Origin of the sequence: Streptomyces sp. SID11385 (assembly GCF_010548245.1) — a bacterium.
GTDB lineage: Bacteria > Actinomycetota > Actinomycetes > Streptomycetales > Streptomycetaceae > Streptomyces.
Map to the genome: position 1 here is coordinate 1 of NZ_JAAGLR010000057.1, position 3,564 is coordinate 3,564.

At 70.1% G+C, this 3,564-nt stretch carries 3 protein-coding genes; 2 read left to right on the forward strand and 1 reads right to left on the reverse strand.

Annotated features, from left to right (window positions below):
* Positions 1 to 91: 91 nt before the first annotated feature.
* Positions 92 to 385: a tat (twin-arginine translocation) pathway signal sequence gene (locus G3I42_RS02320; RefSeq protein ID WP_164282184.1), complete on the reverse strand. Its 294-nt coding sequence runs from the start codon at positions 383 to 385 to the stop codon at positions 92 to 94.
* 414 nt (positions 386 to 799) lie between these two features.
* Here G3I42_RS02320 and G3I42_RS02325 point away from each other — a divergent pair, with 414 nt between their 5' ends.
* Both G3I42_RS02325 and G3I42_RS02330 read left to right on the forward strand, forming a co-directional pair.
* Positions 800 to 2,059, forward strand: a complete 1,260-nt coding sequence (locus G3I42_RS02325; RefSeq protein WP_164282185.1) for an Ig-like domain-containing protein — start codon at positions 800 to 802, stop codon at positions 2,057 to 2,059.
* Positions 2,060 to 2,244: 185 nt separating this feature from the next.
* A partial coding sequence (locus tag G3I42_RS02330; protein WP_164282186.1) for an ABC transporter permease occupies positions 2,245 to 3,564 on the forward strand: 1,320 nt, incomplete at its 3' end.

Genomic DNA, 3,564 nt, shown 5'->3' on the forward strand with positions numbered 1-3,564 from the left:
CCTCGTACGTGCCGTCGAGGCGGCCGTGGGGCCGCTGGCCTGAGCGACGGGCGGCTCCTCGCGGGCGCGCGGGGCCGCCCCGGCTCCCGTACTAGAGCGCCACCGCCTCCTCGTCCGGTTCCCGCCGTGCGCGCCGGACCGCGACAGTGACGCATGCCGCGCCGATGCCGAGCGAGGCGAGGCCGCCGACGAGGTACGGGGTCGTGTCGACGCCTCCCGTGTCGGCGAGGCGGGGGTCGTCGGTCGCGGGGGTGGCCGCGGCGGCGATCCGCGTGTGCGCGGGCGCCGCCGCCGCGTCCGGGGCCGAGGGCACGAAGGACAGCGCGCAGAGCACGGCCGCCGAGGCCGTGGCGGTCAGCAGGGACCTGCGGGCGACGGAGGACATGAAGGGCAGCTCCCTTGACGCACGGGGACGGTGGGGGACCGTGGGGGACGGGGACGGCCGGGGGTTCCCGGGGCGGTCTTTGCCGCGATGCTAGTGAGGGACGGCGGGTGCGCGGAAGCCGTCCGCACGACCCGCTGGGGGCGGCGGGAGGCAATGCGCACGCATTGGGTCCCCGACGTGGGGAAAACGTCCCGGAAGGACGGCAACCGCTTGGCCGCGATCCTCGTCTCAAGGGGAGACAGTGGTCCCCGAGCCCGCCGGGACGTGGCCTTTCCCACATTCCCGGGGACGTGCCATCGGACGGGTCGAACGGTTGTTGTAGACAGGGAAGAGGCATGGCTGCCGTCGGCGGCCGTGCGCCTTGTGCACGTTCCGGGGGCACTGCGGGATTCGGCGACGATGGAGAAGCGAGTGATGACGGTCAGCAAGCGGCGCAAGGCTCTTGCCGCCGCCTCCGCCGTACTGGGCGGAGTGCTGGTGCTCTCCGCCTGCGGCGGTGGCGACGACGACGGCGACAAGGCGGACGGCAAGAACGGCGGCGGTCAGTCGCAGGTCGACAAGTCCGCCGCCGAGAAGGCGTCGGCCGCGCGAATAAAGATCGCCCCCGAGAACGGCTCCAACGCCGCGAGCATCAACAACGCGGGCCAGGTCTCGGTCAGCAAGGGCTCGCTCACCGCGGTCACGCTGACCGCCTCGGACGGCACCAAGATCCCGGGCGCCTTCTCCGCGGACAAGACGAGCTGGAAGCCCTCCGACCAGCTGGAGCGCGCGACGACCTACAAGGTCAACGCGACGGCGAAGGACGGCGACGGGCGCGTCGCGCACGAGAACGGCACCTTCACGACCGTCTCGCCGCAGAACAGCTTCATCGGGAACTTCACGCCCGAGGACGGTTCGACGGTCGGCGTCGGCATGCCCGTGTCGATCAACTTCGACAAGGCCATCACCGAGAAGGACAAGAAGGCCGTCCAGGCGGGCATCAAGGTCTCCAGCAGCTCCAACCAGGAGGTCGTCGGTCACTGGTTCGGCAACCAGCGCCTCGACTTCCGGCCCGAGCAGTACTGGCAGGCCGGCTCGACCGTGTCCCTGAAGCTCGACCTCGACGGGGTCGAGGGCGCGGACGGCGTCTTCGGCGTCCAGCAGAAGACCGTCACCTTCAAGATCGGCCGCAGCCAGGTCTCCACCGTCGACGCCCAGTCGAAGACGATGAAGGTCGAGCGGGACGGGAAGGTCGTCAAGACGATCCCGATCTCGGCGGGTTCTCCCGAGAACAAGACCTACGAAGGCCAGATGGTCATCTCGGAGAAGTACAAGCAGACCCGGATGGACGGCTCCACCGTCGGCTTCACCGATGACGACGGCAAGGGCGAGTACGACATCAAGGACGTGCCGCACGCCATGCGGCTCTCCAACTCGGGCACCTTCATCCACGGCAACTACTGGGGCTCGCCCTCGATCTTCGGGAGCGTCAACACCAGCCACGGCTGCGTGGGCCTCCAGGACGCCAAGGGCGCCAACAACCCGAACACCAACGGCGCCTGGTTCTACGACAATTCGATGATCGGTGACGTCGTCGTGGTCAAGAACACCGGCGACAAGACGGTCCAGCCGGACAACGGCCTCAACGGCTGGAACCTGAGCTGGGACCAGTGGAAGCAGGGCTCGGCTCTCTGAGCCCACCCCGCCACCACCGTCGCCGCGGTCGTACGGACGAGGGCCCGCCCCCCACACGCTGGGGGCGGGCCCTCGTCCGCGTCCACACGCTGGGGGCGGGCCCTCGTCCGCGTCCCCCGGTTCTTCTCACGTTCCTCTTATCCGACCCTTAACCGGCCGTCACAAGCGCCTCCTACGGTCGCCCCATGTTCTTCACCTGTCTGAGGCGCGAGCTGCGCCGCCGCAGAAAAGCGGCCCTCGTCGTCGCCTCCGGGCTCGCTCTGGGCATCGCCCTCGTCATCGTCGTCAACTCGGTCGCGTCCGGGATGAACAAGGCCCAGGACAAGGTCCTCCAGTCCCTCTACGGACTCGGCACCGACCTCACCGTCACCAAGGCCGCAGCCGCGCCCAAGGAGGGCAGCACCGGCGGCCGTCCGCGCTTCGACTTCGACGCGAAGGACAGCGACGACGACAGCGAGCAGAGCAGCGACCGCGTCATGGTGCAGGGCTTCCAGACCCTCGCCTCCTCCACCGTCACGAAGGTCGCGGACCAGGACGGGGTCGCGCAGGCGGTCGGCGGCCTCAGCCTCCAGGTGATGAAGGTCAACGGCCAGTTCAGGCGCGGGGAGTTCAAGCAGGACGAGAGCAGCGGCTCCGGCTCCGGCTCCGGTCGGGGCGGCTTCGGCGGCGGCAACAGCGGCGGCAACCAGCCGCCCAGCGGTGAAGTCCGGGGCGGTGGCGCGCAGTTCGACGTCGACTCGTACTCCGTCTACGGCACCGACGTCGCCCACCCGACGCTCGGCCCCCTCACCTCCTCCAAGATCACCAAGGGCCGCACCTTCACGACGAGCGAGACGAACGCGAAGCTCGCCGTCGTCGACAGCGCCTACGCCAAGGAGAAGAAGCTCTCCACGGGCGACGAACTGACCGTGCACGGAACCAAGTTCAAGATCATCGGCATCGCGACCGCCGACAGCGGCGACGCGGCGGCCAACGTGTACGTGCCGCTGAAGCAGGCCCAGACGCTCGCCGACTCCAAGAACAAAGTCACGACGGTCTACGTGAAGGCTGCCGACTCGAAGAAGATCGACTCCGTCAAGTCGGCCGTGCTCAAGCAGGTCCCCGGCACCACCGTGACGACCTCGGCCGACCTCGCCGACACCGTCTCCGGCTCGCTCTCCACCGCGTCCTCGCTCGCGACGGGCGTCGGCCGCTGGCTCTCCGCGGTCGTCCTCGCCGCCGCCTTCCTCGTCGCCGGGCTGCTCACCGTCTCGGCCGTGGGCCGCAGGGTACGGGAGTTCGGCACCCTCAAGGCGCTCGGCTGGTCCAGCGCCCGCGTCAACCGGCAGGTCGTCGGCGAGGCCGTCGTCAACGGGCTCATCGGCGGGGTCCTCGGTATCGCCGTCGGGCTCCTCGGCGCGTGGATCGTGAGCCTCGCGGGCCCCACGCTCACCGCCGAACTCGGTTCCTCGGCCGCGCGCGGCGCGGGCGGCATGGGCGGCGGCCCCGGCGGCGGCTTCGGCGGC